Below are 18,050 nucleotides of genomic sequence, written 5' to 3'. Positions count from 1 at the left end.
AGTGAGTTTAGATAAATTCAAAATTGCTATGCAATATGCCATGCCAAAACATTTCATTTCGCGCATGGTTGGCAAGTTAGCAGCAGCAAAAGCGGGTGGCTTAACAACGGCCTTAATTAAATTGTTTATCAAACAATACAAAATTGATATGAGTGAGGCTAAATACCCAGATCCAGCTCATTACAAAACTTTTAATGAGTTTTTCACTCGCCCATTAAAAGAAGGTATTCGTCCACTTGCTGAAGAAAGCGACATTATCGCTCACCCAGTTGATGGTGCAATTAGCCAATTAGGCGATGTAGTCGACGGTCAAATCATCCAAGCAAAAGGCCATGACTACAGCTTACAAGCACTCCTTGGTGGCAAAGAAGAAGACACTGCACCGTTTTTAGGCGGTAAGTTTGCAACGATTTATTTAGCACCAAAAGATTACCACCGTATTCACATGCCTGTTGATGGTACGCTGAGCAAAATGATCTACGTACCGGGTGATTTATTTTCGGTAAACCCGTTAACAGCACAAAATGTACCTAACCTATTTGCTCGTAACGAGCGTGTTGTAGCTATCTTCGAAACCGAAATTGGCCCGCTTGCCATGGTACTTGTCGGTGCGACAATTGTTGCTAGCATCGAGACTATTTGGGCAGGCACAGTCACGCCACCAGCAGGTAAAGATGTATTTAGTTGGAATTACCCAACTACAGGTGACAACGCGATTACTCTGAAGAAGGGTGAAGAAATGGGTCGCTTTAAGTTAGGCTCTACCGTTATTTTAGCCTGGGGAGCAAATCAAGCTGAGTTCTTATCAGATCAACACCCAGAAACAGTGACGCGCATGGGCACACCATTTGCGAAAATTAACGACTAATAAGTTCAATTAAGCAAACCACTTGAGCAAAAGTGGTTTGCTTAAAATTCATTATAAACCGCGCCTACATCCCACGATTACACTCTGAGCACTCACTATCTTTTTGAATATTAAAGCGCTGCTGCAATAGTGTTAGCCCATCAAATTGAATAAACTCACTACCCGTTTTATGGCCAAGCAATATATTGATAGCCAATAAACTTTGCATGCTTCCCATAACACCCAGTAACGGGCTCAATACCCCAGCATTGTCACAATTAAGTACTGTTTGCTCCTCCGTTTGCGGGAATACACAACCATAGCAAGGGCTCTGTTCATGACGAAAATCAAAACTCATCACCTGCCCTTGCGTTGTAATAGCCGCAGCTGATACAAGCGGAATAGACTTAGCTAAACAATAGCGATTAACCAAATAGCGGGTAGCAAAGTTATCACTGCAATCGAGGATGATGTCAGCACCTTCAAGTAGCTCAGCACAGTTACTTTCATCAAGCTTTTGGCATAGAGGCTTAACAGTAATTTGATTATTTAAACTGCTTAACACCTTGGCAGCCGCCTGTGTTTTTGCCTGCCCCATGTGGTTTACTTTATAGAGTATTTGTCGCTGTAGATTTGAAAGCTCAACTTTATCGTCGTCAATCAAAGTGAGCGTTCCTATTCCTGCTGCCGCTAAATAAAACAGTGCTGGTGAGCCAAGCCCACCAGCTCCGACAACCACAATATGTGCAGTCTTTAACTTTTGCTGCCCCGCATGCCCCACCTCTTTTAATAGCAAGTGGCGGCTATAACGAATTTGCTCTTTGTCGCTTAACGCGCTCATATTATGACTGACCTTCGACCAGCTGTTTTAACTTGGCAATGGCTGCTTGGTAGTCTTCGGCTTCAGTAATCGCACGTACTACGGCAACACTGCCAACACCCGTGCTCGCAACTTGCTCAGCACGAGATAAGTCAATTCCACCAATCGCGACCGTTGGATAATCGGCCATCAACGGCACAAATTTTTCGAGCTTTTCTAAACCTTGAATTTGCCCTGTCATGTCTTTAGTGGTGGTTGGATAAATAGCACCAAACGCCATATAACTTGGTCTGTAATTATGTGCACGCAGCATCTCATAAAAGCCATGAGTCGATACACCTAAGCGTAACCCTGCCTCTTTTATGGCAATTAAATTAGCGGTTTGTAAGTCTTCTTGCCCTAAATGCACACCATAAGCACCGTGCTTAATCGCCAACTGCCAATAATCATTGATATATACCTGCGCATCGTACTTCTGCCCCAGCAAAACCGCACTTGCAATCGACTCTTCAAGTGCTGCATCGTCTGCATTTTTCATTCTTAATTGAACTGTTTTAACCCCTTCGGCTAAACACTTCTCTAACCAATCAACCGTATCTACAACGGCATATAGACCAAGCTGTTTAGAGTCGCACTCGGCAAAACCTGCTGCCATGGTAAAATCAACCGGGCAATCAAAGTCGAGCTCATCACCTAGCCAACTTCCCGCTTCGATGACTTGTGGGTAATCTGCTAAATTTGTTGGAAAGCAAGTGTGCGCAACGGGGCCAATCCCTTCACCATAACGAACGGCTGCTTTTAATCCTTGGTTGATATAGGCTTTCGCTAAAATAAAGGCATCTTTGAGTGGATACTGTTTGGCTAAACACGCGGCAATCACAGAAGCCATACTACATCCTGTGCCATGACTATGCGGAGTTTGAATTTTTTCGTTACCAAGCCAATATGCCTGCTCACCTTGCACGCAGTAATCAATGCAATAGCCACTTGGGTAATCCCAGTGCCCCCCTTTGATGATCACCGCTTTTGCACCATAGCCTGTTAACTTCTCGGCGGCTTCTTTCACTGCACTTGGGCCAATCAAGTAAACACCGGTTAATAGCTGCGTTTCGTGGGTGTTCGGTGTTACAACATCGACTAATGGTAATAAACACTCTTTGATGGCACTAACAGTATCTTCTTCTGTTAATAAATCACCACTTGAGGCAATAGCAACCGGATCATAAACAACTAAAGGCGGCTCTGCCCAAGTTGTTTTGTAATGTTTTAAATGCTCACTAACAAGCTGTATTTGCTGCACATTAGCAAGCATGCCAATTTTGATCACGCTGGCAGGCATATCACTGGCTAAGGCTAATAGTTGCGACTCAATCACTTCTGTTGATATCGGGTTCAGCGCTTCTACACCTAAACTATTTTGTGCCGTTAAAGCAGTAATAACTGTGCAGCCATGTACGTTAAAACTTTGCATTGCCTTGATGTCGGCTTGAATTCCTGCACCGCCGCCCGAATCTGAGCCAGCTATGGTCCATACAACCTGATTCATGTTATTCCTCACATTTTATTCTTGATGCCAAAATGGCATACCGAGCGTCGGCGTTGATGGGCTTGCTACGTCTTTCTCTGGCATCGCTTTAGCCAAATAGCTATATCGCCCCGCTTCAACCGCACTCTTAAACGCTTTACTCATCGTTACTGGGCAACCTGCACCTGCAATTGCCGAATTTAATAATACGGCATCATACCCTAATTCAAGCGCTTGGCAGGCATGAGATGGTAAACCTAAGCCCGCATCAACAATTAAAGTATGGTTTGGCAAGCGCTCACGGATCATTTTTAGATTATAAGGATTCAGCAAGCCTTTACCCGTGCCAATCGGTGCGCCCCAAGGCATTAGTACTTCGCAGCCTAAATCAGCGAGGCGCTGACACAGCACTAAATCATCTGTGCAATAAGGTAAAACTTTAAAGCCATCGGCCAATAAAATTTTAGTGGCTTCAAGCAATGCGATTGGATCGGGCTGTAAATTATATTCATCACCAATTAGTTCTAACTTGATCCAGTCAGTGGCAAATACTTCGCGGCACATTTGCGCCAAGGTCACCGCCTCTTTTACGCTATGACAACCCGCCGTATTCGGCAGCACCTTTAACCCAGTGTTTTTTATCAATTGCCAAAAATCATCACCCGCAGCAGCGCTTTGCTGGCGTCTTAATGAAACCGTGACAATCTCAGCCTGTGAGGCCACTATCGACTCGGTCATAACACTTGGTGAAGGATACAATGCTGAGCCTATCAGTAACCGACTTGTAAACTGCTCACCATAAACCGAAAAACAATCCATCATCTTAGCCTCCTTGAATTGGCGACAATAACTCAATGCTGTCGCCTTCGTTGAGGGTTTTAGCATCGCATTGGCTGCGCGGTACAAAGTCACCATTAACGGCAACGGCAAATGGAGGTCTTGCGCCAAACTGGCTCAACGCCTGAGTGAGCGATGTATTGTCGTTCACTGTAACTGACTGACCATTAATTAAAATATTCATTTTTATCCTTAAGCAATTAAGCTCACTGCATCATCAACCACTTTAGGCGCGAGTAGATAGCCATGACGGTATAAGCCATTAATACTGATCACTCGACCTTGTTTTGTGACTTTCGGGCGGTTGTCTGCAAACGCAGGACGAAGCCCTGATTGCAAGCTCTCGATACGCCCTTCAGCAAAGCCGCTATGCACGGTATAAGCAGCAGACAATAACTCCAGCGCCGAGCGCACGGTGACTTTACCGCGGTCTTGCGATTCGATTTCAGTCGCACCAATCACAAATTGATGGTTTGGCTTAGGAGCAATATAAATTGGGTAACGGGGATGCATCAGTCGTATCGGCCTGGTCAGGTTCACCTCTGGTGCATATAAACGCGCCACCTCCCCTCTTACTCCACGCAGTAAGGGTTCAGCCTTTTTAGCACCTAAGCCGCGACAATCAAATACATAATCATAGCTTTGGCCATTCACTTGATGGGCGTTCAATTCAACTTTACAGCCAAAGTTAAATTGCACTCCTTGCGAGGTTAGCTTTTTAAAACTAGCACTATAAAATGCTTGATTATCGAGCTGCCCTTCACAAGGTAAATACACACCTTGGTGGAAACGCCCAGCTAGTTCTGGCTCAAGGTCTGCTATTTGAGTGCCAACCAATGCCTGTGCCTGATAGCTTTCAAGCGGTTTTAAGCGGCTCACAAAACTTTGTAAATCGCCCTTATCTTGCTGATGAGCAACCACTAAGCTGCCTGTTTGTTGAAAATACACAGCGTCATCGAGCTCACTTAAAATTTGCTGCCAACGAGTGATGCTATTAAGCCCTTCTAGGGCTAGATCCTGTTCACACAAGACCGATTCAGCAAGGGGGGCTAACATCGCTGCGGCAACGCTGCCGGCACTGTTGCTAGCATGTTCATTATCTTGCTCAAACACACTTAGCTGATGCTCTTTAGCAAGTGCTAATGCAGTTAAACGGCCAGTTAAACCAAAACCCAGTATCGCTATCTTTAATGACATAAACTTTCTAGGCCTAAGCTCTAGGCCCTAGGTAAAACCCAGAGCCTATCGCTGATGCCTAGCTCCATCAATTAAACTGCTTTATGGTAAATCTCAGAGCCTGTTTTTTTGAACTCGTCTGATTTCGCTTTCATTTCGGCTTCAACATCGACCATTTTGATTTCGATAGCATCACCTACGTTATTCGGATCAATGCCTCTTGATTCAAGATCTTTGGCATAATCACGTACTTCTTGAGTGATCTTCATCGAGCAGAACTTAGGGCCACACATAGAGCAGAAATGTGCAATCTTGCCTGATTCTTGTGGCAATGTTTCGTCGTGATATTCGCGGGCGCGTTCAGGGTCTAAACCTAGGTTAAATTGGTCGTGCCAACGGAACTCAAAGCGCGCTTTTGATAAAGCGTTGTCACGCTCTTGCGCACCCGGGTGGCCTTTTGCCAAATCGGCAGCATGAGCAGCAATTTTGTAAGTGATTAAACCTTCTTTAACGTCTTCTTTGTTAGGTAAGCCTAAATGCTCTTTAGGGGTTACATAACAAAGCATAGCGCAGCCGTACCAAGCAATTTGCGCAGCGCCAATACCTGATGTGAAATGATCGTACCCCGGTGCAATATCCGTGGTTAATGGACCAAGAGTATAAAACGGTGCTTCTTCACAGTGTTTTAGCTGCTCTTCCATGTTCTCTTTGATCATATGCATTGGCACATGGCCAGGGCCTTCGATGAACACTTGTACATCATGTTTCCAAGCAAGTTTTGTCAACTCACCTAAAGTACGTAATTCGCTGAACTGGGCTTCGTCATTTGCATCGGCGATAGAGCCCGGACGCAGACCATCACCTAATGAAAAACACACATCGTACTGTTTTAAAATTTCACAGATTTCTTCAAAGTGCGTGTATAAGAAGTTTTCTTTATGGTGTGCTAAACACCATTTCGCCATGATTGAGCCACCACGGGAAACAATACCGGTAACACGCTTTGCTGTCATCGGCACGTAACGCAACAATACTCCAGCGTGAATAGTAAAGTAATCAACACCTTGTTCTGCTTGTTCAATCAAGGTATCGCGGAAAATCTCCCACGTTAGGTCTTCAGCCACACCATTTACTTTTTCAAGCGCTTGGTAAATTGGTACGGTACCAATTGGCACTGGCGAATTACGTACCACCCATTCACGGGTTTCGTGAATATAGCGACCCGTTGATAAGTCCATCACCGTGTCGGCGCCCCAACGAGTCGACCACACCATTTTTTCTACTTCTTCTTCGATTGATGATGTGACCGACGAATTACCAATATTCGCGTTCACCTTAACTAAGAAGTTTCGGCCGATGATCATCGGCTCAGTTTCTGGATGGTTGATGTTGTTAGGAAGCACGGCGCGGCCACGGGCAATTTCATCACGCACAAATTCAGGGGTAATAAAATCAGGAATACTAGCGCCAAACGATTCGCCTTTGTGCTGGGCTGCAAGTAACTCTTCACGAATTTTAGCGCGTCCCATGTTTTCACGGATCGCCACATATTCCATTTCAGGCGTCACAATGCCTTGTCGCGCATAATGCATTTGGGTCACGTTTTTACCGGCTTTTGCACGTCGGATCTTTGGTAGGTGTTCAAAGCGGATATGATCTAACCCTTCATCTGCCATTCGCTGTTGAGAAAACTGCGAAGTCACTGAGTCTAAAATTTCAGTGTCGCCACGGCTTTCAATCCACTTTTCACGATATTTCTCAAGGCCCTTGCGCACATCAAGTTGAAAATCTGGGTCAGTATATGGACCTGATGTATCGTAAACACGAATTGGCGCGTTAGGCTCAAATACAGGGTTCTCTTCAGTGCCACCGATAAAGGTATCGCTGAGGGTGATTTCACGCATCCCTACTCGTACATTGTCTTGTGTACCTTCTACATAAACTTTATGAGAATTAGGAAACGGTTGCCCCGTTAAGTTATAAATATAATCTGATGCTGCCGCACGAACTTCACGGCGAGATGGTTTAGTTGTTGTGTTTGACATGACTTACCTCATTGCTTTAAGGGTTGTCTTGTCAGATATTGCAAGTGCAATAGAGAGTGGCAAACGCCATTGGATCGTTAATAAGCTAAGTGCTTACTAGTGCAGCCTGTGCCGCTTATGCCCCAAAAATTTGGCGCACAAGCGCCCAGTGAGGCAGCTTGTTCCCTACGCAGGTGTTAGCCTGATCAGGTTCACGGATCCCGCTTTCGCGATCTCAGCCTTATTTAAGGCACTCCGACAAGTATAAATTCGTTTCTTTTAAAACGCCCTGAGTGTACGTCAGTTAAAAAATTGCTGCAAGCTCAGCCACTTTAGTTTTTTGCTATGAAAGTAAAATGGTGTTCACCTTGCAAGGTTAACTGTTCACCTTCTAAGTCAATTACCGCGCCTTCTTTCAAAGTTGAAAGTAATTGCTGCTCAAGCACATCAACTTGCTCACCACATGATTTACGTGTCATACCTAATTTATTTACTGTAAGCGTATCTTCGCTTAGCGCGCCTTCGCCAAAAAACTTATTACAGCCAGCAAAACCGTTAACCTGCATCGCTTCGATAAAGCGTATAGAGGCAGTTTGGGAAACAGGAATGGCTAAGCCATTTACTTTTGATAACTGCCACTGAGTATATTTTAATTGCTCGCTGGTGACCGTTCCTGTTGTTGTACAGCCCACACAAAAAAGTGCAAAGAGAAGGGGTAAGGCTACTAACTTCATATTTTTTATGGCTCAAGTTTCAATATTGTCATCATAACAATATTTAACGTGTTTGATCGTTAAAAAAACATGTTTTATCTGTAAAAAATTGTTCTAAGTTAGCTTTTAAAAGAACAACGCAGACTATTTGAATAAGTTATCGACTTCTTCTGGTAAAAAAGGACGACCTTTTTCATTTACCGACGTGCCAATCACCAAAGCTTGCAGCATCACTTTATCATCATGTTTACGATACACCGTTTGCCTAAAAGCAAACTTTAAACGGCTGATACGCTCAGGCTCAACTGCAACGTAAAACTCATCGCCCGGCACTAATGATGCCTTGTAATCCATTTCGCTACGCAGCACGACAAGGTTTACTTTTTCTCTTGCTAGCTTTGCAAAGTCGATACCTTGAGCATGTAAAAACTCATGGCGAGCATGCTCTAAGTAATTAAAATAAACACTGTTATTAACAATGCCTTGTAAATCACACTCATAATCACGCACTTTAAAGTCTACTTTAAAGGTCATAGTCGTATTCCTAATCAATTTACGTATAATTGCCTGCGTTTATACCATAAAAATTGATTTTATAGCCATTTGGCTAGCTAGGTTGCTAGAATAGCAGTCCCGAAAATGGAGTTAAGAATCCGCATGAAACGACGTTTATCATTATTATCTGCTGCCATCCTGCCTTTATTTGCAGCATCTTCGATTGCTTACGCTGAAGACGGTGATCTAGAAACGATTGAAGTTACCGGTGATTTCAAAAGAGAAAGCATTCAAACCCTTAGTGCCAGCGCAAGCTTGTTTTCAGACCATGAAATCAATCAACGCGGTGCAAAGTTTTTAGATGAGATGCTTGCTAGTGCAGCGAATGTAAACTTTACCTCTGGTGCATCTCGTGGTCGTTTCGTGCAAATTCGTGGTGTTGGTTTACGCTCACAGTTTGTTGACCCTATTAACCCTTCGGTTGGCTTAGTGATCGACGGTATTAACTACTCTGGTTTAGGTGGCAGTTCACTGTTATTTGATATCGACCAAGTTGAAATTTATCGCGGCCCACAAGGGACTCGCTTTGGTGCTGATGCCTTAGCTGGTATGATTCAAATGGAATCTGCAACACCCACTCTTGACCCAAGTGTGAAAATACAATTAGGTGCGGGCAACTACAACAGCTATGAAGCAGGTATTGCCGCAGGTACGGGTATTACTGACGACACAGCAGTACGCGCTAGCATTTATCAACGTGAGTCTGATGGTTATGTAGAAAACCGTTATTTAGGTGAAGATACACAGCAACAAGATGAGCTTGTTTCTCGCTTTAAGTTACACAGCCAATTTACCGATCATCTGCGTACTGAACTGAATGTACATTACATCGATATAAATAACGGCTATGACGCCTTCACACTGGATAACAGTCGTTACAGTGTTGCTGATGAACCTGGACAAGACAACCAAGAAAGCATTGCGGTTGGTTTAGCAAACATATACACCGGCTTTGACTTTTTTGATGTTAGCCTAAACCTATCAGGTATCGACAGTGAGCTGTTATATAGCTTCGACGAAGACTGGGTGTGTAATGATGAAGCCCAGCCGGAGTTATGTGCTGCAGGCTTGCATGAGTGGGGTTATAGCTCAACAGATACTTACTTTCGCGATCGCCAAGATCAAGCGGCAGAGCTGCAATTTAGTGGTAAATCTGGTGAGTGGGTCGCAGGCATTTATTATCAAGGCCGCGAAGTCGACTTAGAGCGTCAATACACTTGGCTTGCGCAACCATTTGCATCAAATTATGAAACCAGCAATATTGCAGCTTATGGCCAACTAGCAACACCTATCGGCCCAAAAACAACTTTAATCACAGGTTTGCGTGTTGAGCAGTATCAGGGCGACTACACCGACAACAACGGTTTTATTGAAGAAACCGATGATGTCATGGTGGGCGGTAAGCTTGCACTTGAATACCAAGTGATAGATCGCACCATGATCTACACCAGCATTACTCGTGGCTATAAAGCTGGCGGTATTAACTCTGAAGCGTTAGCAAAAGCAAAAGACGAAGGCTTAAATCTAGATGCTGACTTCTTTGCTAATCACACATCATTTGCCCCTGAATATCTATGGAGCGGTGAGTTTGGTGTGAAAGGCAGCTCACTAGACGATAAGTTTGTGTTACGTCTTGCTGCTTTCTACATGTACCGTGAAGATATGCAGCTAAAATCGTGGCAGGTTGAAGGTCAAAAATTCACAGGCTATATCGATAATGCCAGCTCTGGAGAAAACTACGGTTTAGAAATTGAAGGCAGCTTCCAAGCTACTGACAATTTGCTACTAACAGGTAGTGCAGGTTATCTACATACAGAAATCAACGACTTTGTTGCGCAATCAGGCCTAGATCAAGATGGTCGAGATCAAGCACAAGCACCTAAATACCAATACGCATTCACTGCGCGTTATAACTTTACGCCAGCACTTTATGCATCAATTGGTGTAGAAGGCAAAGACGATTACTACTTCTCTGATAGCCATAACTCACAAGCACCAAGCACTAATTTAGTGAATGCTTCATTTGGTTATGAAAGTGATAATTGGAGCATTAATGCATGGGCACGTAACTTATTTGACGAAGACGTACCAACTCGTGGTTTTGAGTTTGGTAACGATCCATTAGACGGTTACACCACTCATACATACACACAGCTTGGCGAACCTATGGTTGCCGGTGTGACATTTATTTACGAGCTATAAGCAATTGGGTGCTAGGTTTTTTACCTAGCACCTAGAGCCTAGAGCCTAGAGCCTAGAGCCAAATAAGTTAAGCCCTTTCAACGTCAAAGGCGAGTACGTCTTTAATCTTTTGTTTATTCGTTGCCAGCATAATGAGTCGATCTATACCCAGCGCGACACCCGCACATTGTGGCAAACCATGCTCTAGTGCAGCTATTAAACGCTCATCCATTGGCACTTGCTTTAATCCATTTGCTTCTCGGTACTGATTATCTTCACTAAAACGAGCTGCTTGCTCTTTGCCATTGGTCAGCTCATTAAAGCCGTTTGCCAGTTCCATATTTTTAAAATATAGCTCAAAGCGCCCTGCTACTCGCTCATCGTGCTGACAAATTTGCGCAAGAGCTGCTTGCGATGCTGGAAAATGATAAACAAAACAAGGCTTTTCTTGGCCAATCGTTGGCTCTACCTTCATACAAAATAATAGCTGTAACAAGGTATCGCGGTGCGTTTCATTCGCAGCAATATCGGCAAAGCCCTGCTCTGTTGCTAGTTGCTGCAATGTGCTGATATCAGCAGTTAAAGGATCAACACCTAAGGCGTTCATAAAGGCTTGCTGATAAGTGAGTCGCTCTGCGCTTTCTACGCCAAGCACTAATTGCATAAGCTCATCCATTTCATCCATAAGCGCAAATTCATCAAAACCCGGACGATACCACTCAAGCATTGTAAATTCAGGATTATGATGACTACCCGCCTCTTCATTACGAAAGGCTTTGCATAGCTGGAAAATAGCCCCAGAGCCTGCAGCAAGTAAACGCTTCATGGCAAACTCAGGTGACGTTTGCAAATAAAGTGGTAAGCCACCAGCATGACCTGGGCCAACAAACTCGGTACTAAATGTCGCTAAATGCACATCGGTTACACTGGCCGCACTTAAGCTTGGCGTTTCAACCTCCATTACATCCCGTGCATAAAAGAACTCGCGAATACGGCGGATGATAGCGGCACGGTGGCGTAAAGTTTCAATATCGGCGCTTGGTTGCCAAAGGACATTAGACATAAAGTGTTTCCCAAAAAAAATCCCAGCAGAAGCTGGGATTTTATAATAAATTGCTTAATTTAGCCTATTACTTAACACGGCTCACGTATTCACCGCTACGTGTATCAACTTTGATCACTTCGCCGATTTGTACGAATAGAGGAACACGAACAACAGCACCTGTGCTTAATGTTGCTGGTTTACCGCCAGTACCCGCTGTATCACCTTTTAGACCTGGATCTGTTTCAGTGATTTCTAATTCAACGAAGTTTGGTGGAGTCACAGCGATTGGGCTACCGTTCCAAAGCGTGATTGTACAAACGTCATTTTCAACTAACCATTTTGCATTGTCGCCAAGCGCTTTTTCGTCAGCAGCGATTTGCTCAAATGTTTCGTTGTTCATGAAGTGCCAGAACTCACCGTCAGTGTATAGATACGCTAAATCTGTATCCATTACGTCTGCACCTTCAACTGACTCACCTGACTTGAATGTTTTTTCTAGTACTTTACCTGTGATAAGTTTACGAATACGAACACGGTTAAACGCCTGGCCTTTACCTGGTTTTACCATTTCATTTTCTAAGATGCTGCAAGGTTCGCCATCTAACATAATTTTTAGGCCGCCCTTGAACTCATTGGTGCTATAATTCGCCATCGTTTCCTCTGTCTAAATAATTTCGAGTAATCTACGTGTCAATGATACAAAGAAATGAAGTAAATTTGCATAAAAACTGGCAAAAAGAATTGGCAAATGTTGTCACTTGTCCTGAACGCTTGCTAGAAATGCTAGGATTATCAAGCAAAGTAGACGAAAAAGACCTTAAAGCACGCAGTCTTTTTCCTGTCCGCGTGCCACTGCCTTTTATCAAAAAAATGCGTTATGGCGACATAAACGACCCTCTTTTGCTGCAAGTGATGCCAAGACACCAAGAGTTTTTAGCAAAAACAGGTTACGACAAAGATCCTCTAAAAGAGCAAGATAACAACCAACCTGGTTTGTTACACAAGTATCGCTCTCGGGTTTTAGTGATGTTTAAAACCGGCTGTGCTGTAAATTGCCGTTATTGTTTTAGACGCCATTTTCCTTATCAAGAAAACCAATTAAACAAACGCAGCTTGATTGATGCACTGGCTTACATAAAAGCAGACAGCAACATCAACGAAGTCATTTTAAGTGGTGGCGATCCATTGATGGCCAAAGACGATGCTGTTAGTTGGTTTATGGATGAGTTAGAGCAGCTTCCGCAAATTAAACGCATGCGTATTCACAGCCGCTTACCTGTTGTGATCCCAGCAAGAATTACCGATGAGCTATGTGCACGCTTTGCTGCATCGCCCTTAAAGGTGGTGTTTATAAATCATATCAATCACGCTAACGAAATTGATGATGACTTTAAAGCCGCTATGCAAAAATTAAAGGCTGCGGGAGTGACGTTATTAAATCAAGCGGTGTTACTAAAAGATGTGAACGATTCTGTCGAGTCACAAGTTGCACTTAGTGAAGCGCTATTCGAAGCAGACATTTTACCTTACTACTTACATCTACTTGATAAAGTTGAAGGTGCCAGCCACTTTGATATAGCTGAGAGTCAGGCACGGGAAATAGTGACGGCTATGCTAGCAGCATTGCCGGGGTTCTTGGTTCCAAAGTTGGTGCGCGAGATCGGCGGCGAAAAAAGTAAAACGCCTATCGATCTCAATCTAAGTTAAACGTATACGTTTACGTTGTTACCTAGTGTCGCAGTTACCGACTTAGCAGGTGTTTGTGCAGCACTGGTGTTCATTGCTGCGCCTTCGATAAGTGCAAGTGCCGCAGCACCATCAGCCTTTTGCTGTTTTTTAGCAAGCGATGCGCTGTAAACTTCTGCGCTTTCACCACCGCCACTCATCGCTGGTAAGCTTGATCCTGATATATTCATAGTTCATTACCTGACTTTTTATGACAATCCACGTACTATATCGGCATTGCAGTCTAAAGCTTTAGGAAAAAAATGGATTCAATTATTGAACAACTCAATGCTAACCTAAAAATCGTTTATCGTCAGGCACTTGATGCTGATAAAAAATTAGATGATTTACAGCAGCAAGGCCATGGCAAATTCAAAGCCTTATTTGCAAAAGATGCTGGCTTTGATTTTGAAGCGAAACGCTTTAAACCTTACGTTCTCGATGTTGCAGCTGATGTAGAAAGCTTAAGCAACGACGGTATGGATGAAGAAAAACTGAAAAAAACCGTTATTAAACTGCAACAGTTACTACAACTGTTAGCGACGTTTAAGTAACGTAGAAGCCTCTATTTTATTTATTGTAAATAGAGGCTATCGCACGAAATAAATTTCACGCCTACATGTGGGAGCAGCTTTAGCCGAGTATTGTTTTTCGGCGTTAAAACGCCTCCCACGTTGCAGGTCTTTTACAAGACCCACAAACAACACAGCTCAACTTAAAACGGACGGCTGACAGTTATCATTCACCCAGATTTAACGACGGCAATAACTCATCTTCAAACCAATCAGTGATTAAGCGCTTGTCGTAATAATAGGCTTCATCGCGCCCCATTTTCATGCGATCCATGAAGCCCATGTCTTTAAGCTTTACATCGTTTGCTTCGCTTATCACTTTACCGTCTTTATCCGTAACTGAATAATTTAGGTCGATACGTGGGAAATAAATTGGTTTGATGATACGCAATTCATTCATGGTACCAAAACGCACATCACCCGCTAGGTCGAGCTCAGTCACTTCAACGTTAAAGGTGTAGCCTTCAGGTAACTTTTCAGCAAGTTTGTTAAAGTGTTTTTCAAAACTCTTCGCCACGTTCTTATGAAACGCACCTTTTGGTGAGTTGTTTCCGGGGCGAACATCGCGGTAATCGTTAAAGTCATGCCATTTAACTTTTGCTTCTCCTGCGTGAGCAAAAGCAGGTAGTGCAATGATCATTGCTAAGACAACTTTTTTTACTGTATTCATCTGTTTCTCCACTTAACAGGTATAGCTAATGATTAAATTTTAGCTGCTGACAATTAACTATAGCTTAATATCTAAACACTTAGGTGTAACCAATATGGTGCAAAATGTAATCAAAAACAAGCGATTCATGTTTTTGCTTTATCGCCATAAATCACAATTTATTCATGTAATTTAGGCCGAAATGTGATGAAATAAGGCTAATTCAACCAGGTATAGTTCATGGATATTTTATGACCATTTTAGTCACCGGCGGAGCCGGATACATCGGTTCTCACACCGTATTAGAGTTATTACAACAAGGCACTGACGTTGTTGTACTCGATAACTTAAGCAATTCATCAAATGAGTCATTGGCTCGCGTAAAAAAAATAACAGGCAAAGACGTCACGTTTTATCAAGGTGATATTTTAGATAGAGCCTGCTTAGACAAAATCTTCAGTGAACATACTATTGATAGTGTTATTCACTTCGCAGGTTTAAAAGCGGTTGGTGAATCGGTTGTAAAACCTATCGAGTATTATCAAAACAACGTACAAGGTACACTGACTCTGGTTGATGCTATGCGTGATGCTGGCGTGTTTAAATTAGTATTTAGCTCATCAGCAACGGTATACGGTGACCCAGCAAGCCTGCCAATTCGCGAAGACTTCCCAGTTGGCGGTACAACTAACCCTTATGGCACATCAAAGCTTATGGTTGAAATGATGCTGCAAGATATCGCGAAATCAGATGAACGTTTTGCCTTTGTTATCTTACGTTACTTTAACCCTGTCGGCGCACATGAATCTGGCCTTATTGGTGAAGACCCAAATGGTATTCCTAACAACTTATTACCTTATATCTCGCAAGTTGCTGTGGGTAAGCTAGAAAAGCTAGGTGTATTTGGGGATGATTACGATACTGTAGATGGTACAGGTGTTCGTGACTATATCCACGTTGTCGATTTAGCATTAGGTCACTTAAAAGCACTGAACCGAATTGCAAGTGATACAGGTGCGCACGTATTTAACCTAGGCACAGGTAATGGTTATTCAGTACTGCAGATGGTTACCGCTTTTGAGAAAGCCAGCGGTCAAGCCGTACCTTACCAAATTTCGCCGCGTCGAGCGGGCGATATTGCAGCTTGCTACGCAGCTCCAGAAAAAGCGTTAAAAGAGCTTGGCTGGCAAGCAGAGCGGGGTATCGATGAGATGATGCAAGATACATGGCGCTGGCAAAGCAATAACCCGAACGGTTACAAATAGTCAAAGTCATTAAAAGGCCGATGTTCACACATCGGCTTTTTAATTTGATGAGGCTTTCTTAAGCTGCGCAATACCCCAGAAAAGTATTCCTGCCCCCGTGCACGATAAGAAAAAGAATAACCCTAAGCCGACAGGCGATCCCCAAAACAAAATACTGTATAAAACTTCCATATCTATATCCTTCATTATTATTTGAATAGTAAGTTATATAAGTTTTAGGAACAGCTCGTCAAGTCGCACATCAGCGCATCGCTTGAATGCTCTCAAGCGCTACAGCTAGCTGTGTTTTTAATTTTTTATAGCGTATATAAACAGCCAGCACGATAATGCCATTAATACCAAGCTGGATAAGCCATAGGCTGTATGTTTTGAACATAACCATATTAAACAAGGCAACGATTAACAAAGCGCACCAAAGCACAACGCAGCCAATAAAACTCACATGCCAGTAATGAATTTGATGCTTCAGCTGGCTTTCTTTAAAATTAAGCATTGCATTAACGTCTAACGTTTCTGCTCGCCAAAGCTTTCGTCTTAAACGGTATGACCAAATTCCAAAACCTAAAGGAATAGGTACTAATAGCGCAAACAGAATGGTTTCATAGGTATTTTTTGCCTCAAACAACATGGCGTAAATACAAAATACGGTTACCACAACACCTAAAAATGAGTCGATTAACCCTTTTAGCTTTAACTTAGTTCGCGACTTTTGCGTTTGTGCTATTAACGCTGCACTATCCACTTTCGGCGTTGCTTGCACAAATGCCTGCTGCCACTTGGCTAATTGATCATCTGCTTCGAATTTATCCACTTTATTTACTCCATTAGGCTCGCAATTTGCTGTCTTGCTCTACTTGCACGTTTAGCAACAGCATCTTCAGACAGTCCCAGCGTTTGAGCTATCTCACTTTGATTAAACCCTTCAAGCTGTAAAGCAAGCACCTGCCGATATTTCAGCGTTAATTTACGAAGGGCAGCCATTAAATCTAAACTGTCGTCTGGTGACTTATGAGCACTTAAGGCTTGGGTGTAATCAATACTTTCAGAGCTTGCCACCTCTTTGCGGTTTTGCTCTTTTATCACATGATCAACCGCTTTATTGTGAGCTATTCGGGCAATATAGGTTTTTATGCTGGCATCGCCACGAAAGGCAACATCGGGTGATGAGTCATTACTTTCAAAAGCGCGCCAAACAGCCAACGACATCTCTTGAATTAGCTCATCTTGTAGCGCTTGATTGATCTCATAGGTTGCAGCAACACGCGCCAACAGCGGCGCGTATTCATTCAGCAATGTGTTTATTTGAACATCAGCTTTCACTGTACTTCCATGTTTTTATTATTATTTGAACAAACGATTATAGGCACAAAAGTAGGTACATGCTAATACCGGCCCTACCAACAACATAGGTAAAAGACTATAAGGGGCAGCAAAGGTAACGAGCATATTAATCAAACAAAGCATGCTTAATGGTTTAATCACCTTTAGTGCCGTTGTAATGCCTTCTTTAACAGCTGCACTAAGCGAAGCATTGTTTAAAAGTAACAGAGGTACCACAAACATAAGCAACATATTTACAGGAACAATTGATACAAACATGACCCCTACGCGCCAGCGCTCAACATCAACAAACTGACCTGACAATAAAGCCGATAACTGCTCACTACCAATCAAAGCACTCCCTACTGCAAATTGCACCAGCGCCAGTAAAATACCAACAACTGACCACACGGCAACTCGCCCCCACTTCGTCCATGTTGCATTGTGCTTAAATGAAAAGCCTTGCTGATTATTCAGGTTAAACAACAATGGCCACACCGTTGCCATTAACATAGGCGCTAACCATTTTGATAAAGTTAAACCTGTAGGTGCAGGTAATAGCTGCACTAAACCTGGCACAATAGCGAACAGCGTCATAAGTAAAAAAAGTTTAAACGGTGCTTTTTTAAATAGCCCCCACCCTTCTTTTAACCAAACGGCAGCATCACTAAATGGTGCGTTCGTTGAATCAAGTTTTAGCGTATTCACAGTTGATGTTGTAGTCGTCATGAGTTTGTCCTTTTCGTAAAAATAGATACATAAGACACTGCCTATTGCTACCACCAAATAGAACAAC

General features: G+C 43.1%; 20 protein-coding genes and 1 riboswitch. Of the genes, 5 read left to right on the top strand and 15 right to left on the bottom strand.

Annotation, left to right across the window (positions count from 1 at the left end; genetic code table 11):
• Position 1: 1 nt before the first annotated feature.
• A complete protein-coding gene (gene asd / locus ABMY41_RS08565) occupies positions 2 to 868 on the top strand; it encodes an archaetidylserine decarboxylase (RefSeq protein ID WP_175083551.1) in 867 nt (288 codons plus the stop codon).
• A gap of 64 nt (positions 869 to 932) precedes the next feature.
• On the opposite strand, the gene ABMY41_RS08560 is transcribed toward asd, so the two are convergent.
• From ABMY41_RS08560 to ABMY41_RS08525, 8 genes are all read right to left on the bottom strand, one after another.
• Positions 933 to 1,688, bottom strand: a complete 756-nt coding sequence (locus tag ABMY41_RS08560; protein ID WP_349274500.1) for a HesA/MoeB/ThiF family protein — start codon at positions 1,686 to 1,688, stop codon at positions 933 to 935.
• A 1-nt stretch (position 1,689) separates the two neighbouring features.
• Entirely contained in the window at positions 1,690 to 3,213 is a 1,524-nt protein-coding gene (gene thiE / locus ABMY41_RS08555; protein WP_349274499.1) for a thiamine phosphate synthase, read from the bottom strand.
• 15 nt (positions 3,214 to 3,228) lie between these two features.
• A complete protein-coding gene (locus ABMY41_RS08550; RefSeq protein WP_349274498.1) occupies positions 3,229 to 4,014 on the bottom strand; it encodes a thiazole synthase in 786 nt (261 codons plus the stop codon).
• A 1-nt stretch (position 4,015) separates the two neighbouring features.
• Positions 4,016 to 4,213: a sulfur carrier protein ThiS gene (gene thiS / locus ABMY41_RS08545; protein WP_171041525.1), complete on the bottom strand. Its 198-nt coding sequence runs from the start codon at positions 4,211 to 4,213 to the stop codon at positions 4,016 to 4,018.
• An 8-nt stretch (positions 4,214 to 4,221) separates the two neighbouring features.
• Complete coding sequence (locus tag ABMY41_RS08540; protein ID WP_289098110.1) at positions 4,222 to 5,226, bottom strand: FAD-dependent oxidoreductase; 1,005 nt, start codon at positions 5,224 to 5,226, stop codon at positions 4,222 to 4,224.
• 71 nt (positions 5,227 to 5,297) lie between these two features.
• A complete protein-coding gene (thiC, locus tag ABMY41_RS08535; RefSeq protein WP_349274497.1) occupies positions 5,298 to 7,250 on the bottom strand; it encodes a phosphomethylpyrimidine synthase ThiC in 1,953 nt (650 codons plus the stop codon).
• A gap of 145 nt (positions 7,251 to 7,395) precedes the next feature.
• Positions 7,396 to 7,497: riboswitch (TPP riboswitch) on the bottom strand.
• 64 nt (positions 7,498 to 7,561) lie between these two features.
• Positions 7,562 to 7,963 carry an META domain-containing protein gene (locus tag ABMY41_RS08530; protein WP_349274496.1) on the bottom strand — a complete coding sequence of 134 codons (402 nt, stop codon included), beginning with the start codon at positions 7,961 to 7,963 and terminating at the stop codon, positions 7,562 to 7,564.
• A gap of 123 nt (positions 7,964 to 8,086) precedes the next feature.
• Positions 8,087 to 8,476, bottom strand: a complete 390-nt coding sequence (locus ABMY41_RS08525; protein WP_054561129.1) for an acyl-CoA thioesterase — start codon at positions 8,474 to 8,476, stop codon at positions 8,087 to 8,089.
• Positions 8,477 to 8,599: 123 nt separating this feature from the next.
• Between ABMY41_RS08525 and ABMY41_RS08520 the strand changes: the two genes are divergently transcribed.
• On the top strand, positions 8,600 to 10,699 hold the full coding sequence (locus ABMY41_RS08520; protein WP_287241817.1) for a TonB-dependent receptor: 2,100 nt from the start codon (positions 8,600 to 8,602) through the stop codon (positions 10,697 to 10,699).
• A gap of 67 nt (positions 10,700 to 10,766) precedes the next feature.
• On the opposite strand, the gene epmA is transcribed toward ABMY41_RS08520, so the two are convergent.
• Both epmA and efp read right to left on the bottom strand, forming a co-directional pair.
• Positions 10,767 to 11,741 carry an elongation factor P--(R)-beta-lysine ligase gene (epmA, locus tag ABMY41_RS08515; RefSeq protein WP_287241814.1) on the bottom strand — a complete coding sequence of 325 codons (975 nt, stop codon included), beginning with the start codon at positions 11,739 to 11,741 and terminating at the stop codon, positions 10,767 to 10,769.
• Positions 11,742 to 11,808: 67 nt separating this feature from the next.
• A complete protein-coding gene (gene efp / locus ABMY41_RS08510; protein ID WP_054554126.1) occupies positions 11,809 to 12,375 on the bottom strand; it encodes an elongation factor P in 567 nt (188 codons plus the stop codon).
• Between the two features lie 41 nt (positions 12,376 to 12,416).
• Between efp and epmB the strand changes: the two genes are divergently transcribed.
• Positions 12,417 to 13,430, top strand: a complete 1,014-nt coding sequence (epmB, locus tag ABMY41_RS08505) for an EF-P beta-lysylation protein EpmB (RefSeq protein WP_199530000.1) — start codon at positions 12,417 to 12,419, stop codon at positions 13,428 to 13,430.
• Here epmB and ABMY41_RS08500 read toward each other — a convergent pair.
• The gene (locus ABMY41_RS08500; RefSeq protein ID WP_054554124.1) at positions 13,427 to 13,639 is read right to left on the bottom strand and encodes a hypothetical protein; all 213 of its coding nucleotides are present in this window, start codon (positions 13,637 to 13,639) and stop codon (positions 13,427 to 13,429) included. The genes epmB and ABMY41_RS08500 overlap by 4 nt on opposite strands.
• Before the next feature lie 72 nt (positions 13,640 to 13,711).
• Between ABMY41_RS08500 and ABMY41_RS08495 the strand changes: the two genes are divergently transcribed.
• A complete protein-coding gene (locus ABMY41_RS08495; protein ID WP_054554123.1) occupies positions 13,712 to 14,002 on the top strand; it encodes a hypothetical protein in 291 nt (96 codons plus the stop codon).
• A 184-nt stretch (positions 14,003 to 14,186) separates the two neighbouring features.
• Here the strand turns inward: ABMY41_RS08495 and ABMY41_RS08490 are convergent, their stop codons facing one another.
• The gene (locus tag ABMY41_RS08490; protein ID WP_289098119.1) at positions 14,187 to 14,690 is read right to left on the bottom strand and encodes a DUF3016 domain-containing protein; all 504 of its coding nucleotides are present in this window, start codon (positions 14,688 to 14,690) and stop codon (positions 14,187 to 14,189) included.
• 230 nt (positions 14,691 to 14,920) lie between these two features.
• Between ABMY41_RS08490 and galE the strand changes: the two genes are divergently transcribed.
• A complete protein-coding gene (galE, locus tag ABMY41_RS08485) occupies positions 14,921 to 15,934 on the top strand; it encodes a UDP-glucose 4-epimerase GalE (protein ID WP_062566551.1) in 1,014 nt (337 codons plus the stop codon).
• A gap of 241 nt (positions 15,935 to 16,175) precedes the next feature.
• Here the strand turns inward: galE and ABMY41_RS08480 are convergent, their stop codons facing one another.
• The 3 genes from ABMY41_RS08480 to ABMY41_RS08470 are packed head-to-tail and all read right to left on the bottom strand — an operon-like array spanning position 16,176 to position 17,983.
• Positions 16,176 to 16,745: a hypothetical protein gene (locus ABMY41_RS08480; protein ID WP_287242443.1), complete on the bottom strand. Its 570-nt coding sequence runs from the start codon at positions 16,743 to 16,745 to the stop codon at positions 16,176 to 16,178.
• A 5-nt stretch (positions 16,746 to 16,750) separates the two neighbouring features.
• Positions 16,751 to 17,254 (bottom strand): RNA polymerase sigma factor, encoded by a 504-nt coding sequence (locus tag ABMY41_RS08475; RefSeq protein ID WP_054552830.1) that lies wholly within the window; start codon positions 17,252 to 17,254, stop codon positions 16,751 to 16,753.
• A gap of 21 nt (positions 17,255 to 17,275) precedes the next feature.
• Entirely contained in the window at positions 17,276 to 17,983 is a 708-nt protein-coding gene (locus ABMY41_RS08470; protein WP_349274495.1) for a hypothetical protein, read from the bottom strand.
• Positions 17,984 to 18,050 lie beyond the last annotated feature (67 nt).

The sequence above is a fragment of the Pseudoalteromonas sp. BZA4 genome, assembly GCF_040104395.1.
Classification (GTDB): Bacteria; Pseudomonadota; Gammaproteobacteria; order Enterobacterales; family Alteromonadaceae; genus Pseudoalteromonas.
This window is presented reverse-complemented; position numbering and strand designations above follow the sequence as displayed.

Bases quoted from the DNA above. Each gene is read 5' to 3' on its own strand.
- ABMY41_RS08560 (WP_349274500.1), bottom strand. From the start codon at position 1,688: ATGAGCGCGTTAAGCGACAAAGAGCAAATTCGTTATAGCCGCCACTTG.
- thiE (WP_349274499.1), bottom strand. From the start codon at position 3,213: ATGAATCAGGTTGTATGGACCATAGCTGGCTCAGATTCGGGCGGCGGT.
- ABMY41_RS08550 (WP_349274498.1), bottom strand. From the start codon at position 4,014: ATGATGGATTGTTTTTCGGTTTATGGTGAGCAGTTTACAAGTCGGTTA.
- thiS (WP_171041525.1), bottom strand. From the start codon at position 4,213: ATGAATATTTTAATTAATGGTCAGTCAGTTACAGTGAACGACAATACA.
- ABMY41_RS08540 (WP_289098110.1), bottom strand. From the start codon at position 5,226: ATGTCATTAAAGATAGCGATACTGGGTTTTGGTTTAACTGGCCGTTTA.
- thiC (WP_349274497.1), bottom strand. From the start codon at position 7,250: ATGTCAAACACAACAACTAAACCATCTCGCCGTGAAGTTCGTGCGGCA.
- ABMY41_RS08530 (WP_349274496.1), bottom strand. From the start codon at position 7,963: ATGAAGTTAGTAGCCTTACCCCTTCTCTTTGCACTTTTTTGTGTGGGC.
- ABMY41_RS08525 (WP_054561129.1), bottom strand. From the start codon at position 8,476: ATGACCTTTAAAGTAGACTTTAAAGTGCGTGATTATGAGTGTGATTTA.
- ABMY41_RS08520 (WP_287241817.1), top strand. From the start codon at position 8,600: ATGAAACGACGTTTATCATTATTATCTGCTGCCATCCTGCCTTTATTT.
- epmA (WP_287241814.1), bottom strand. From the start codon at position 11,741: ATGTCTAATGTCCTTTGGCAACCAAGCGCCGATATTGAAACTTTACGC.
- efp (WP_054554126.1), bottom strand. From the start codon at position 12,375: ATGGCGAATTATAGCACCAATGAGTTCAAGGGCGGCCTAAAAATTATG.
- epmB (WP_199530000.1), top strand. From the start codon at position 12,417: ATGATACAAAGAAATGAAGTAAATTTGCATAAAAACTGGCAAAAAGAA.
- ABMY41_RS08500 (WP_054554124.1), bottom strand. From the start codon at position 13,639: ATGAATATATCAGGATCAAGCTTACCAGCGATGAGTGGCGGTGGTGAA.
- ABMY41_RS08495 (WP_054554123.1), top strand. From the start codon at position 13,712: ATGGATTCAATTATTGAACAACTCAATGCTAACCTAAAAATCGTTTAT.
- ABMY41_RS08490 (WP_289098119.1), bottom strand. From the start codon at position 14,690: ATGAATACAGTAAAAAAAGTTGTCTTAGCAATGATCATTGCACTACCT.
- galE (WP_062566551.1), top strand. From the start codon at position 14,921: ATGACCATTTTAGTCACCGGCGGAGCCGGATACATCGGTTCTCACACC.
- ABMY41_RS08470 (WP_349274495.1), bottom strand. From the start codon at position 17,983: ATGACGACTACAACATCAACTGTGAATACGCTAAAACTTGATTCAACG.